This window comes from Pseudomonas sp. 910_23 (genome assembly GCF_052850795.1).
The window spans coordinates 1-720 of record NZ_VXCZ01000052.1 but is presented as its reverse complement, the minus strand read 5'-3'; the positions used below and the strand labels follow the sequence as shown (position 1 = coordinate 720).

The 720-nt window shown below is 56.5% G+C and carries 1 protein-coding gene; it reads left to right on the top strand.

The genetic code is table 11. The annotated features are described in order from the left end of the window. Positions 1 to 720 (top strand): immunoglobulin-like domain-containing protein (locus tag FW800_RS27280; protein ID WP_446438867.1); only part of this gene is annotated, 720 nt, incomplete at both ends.

Sequence of the window (720 nt, the reverse complement as noted above, 5' to 3'; positions counted from 1 at the left end):
CTGACCGTCACTTTGGACAATGGCGAAACCATCACCATCGGTGTGAATCAGTCGGGCGGTAGCGTTTCGGTTATTGCTCCTGATGACGTGTACAAGGGCGATCAAACCGTCACCAACGCCATCAAAGGCGTGACTGGCGGCGAGCACTTTGAAAATCTGGTGCCGGGTACTACCGCGGTGAACACCACCGTGACGGACACACCGGGTACCGACAACACGACTACTGTCACCCTGACAGCGCCTAGTGCCGTTAACGAAGGTGGCCAAATCACCTATACCGCAACTTTGAGCAACAAGGCCGGTACCGACGTCACGTTGAAACTCGACAACGGCTCGTCGATCACCATCAAAGCGGGCGACACCGTCGGCACTGTGACCGTGCCTGCGCCGACCGATGACGTGTTCATCGACAAGAGCACGCAGACCGTTCAAATCACCGAGACCACGGGTGGCAACTTCGAGAAGTTGGAAGTTGCGGGCAACGGCGCCACCACTACGATCAACGACACCATCGACAAAGTCGATGTGGTTCTGACGGCCACCACCACCGTTGGCGAAGGCGGCAACATCGTCTACACCGCCAGCCTTGTGGATAAGAACGGCGCGCCGGTGACTAACATCACCAATCCGCTGACTGTCACCCTGGATAACGGCAAAACCATCACCATCGGTGTAAACCAATCGAGCGGTAGCGTTTCGGTTATTGCTCCTGATGATGTG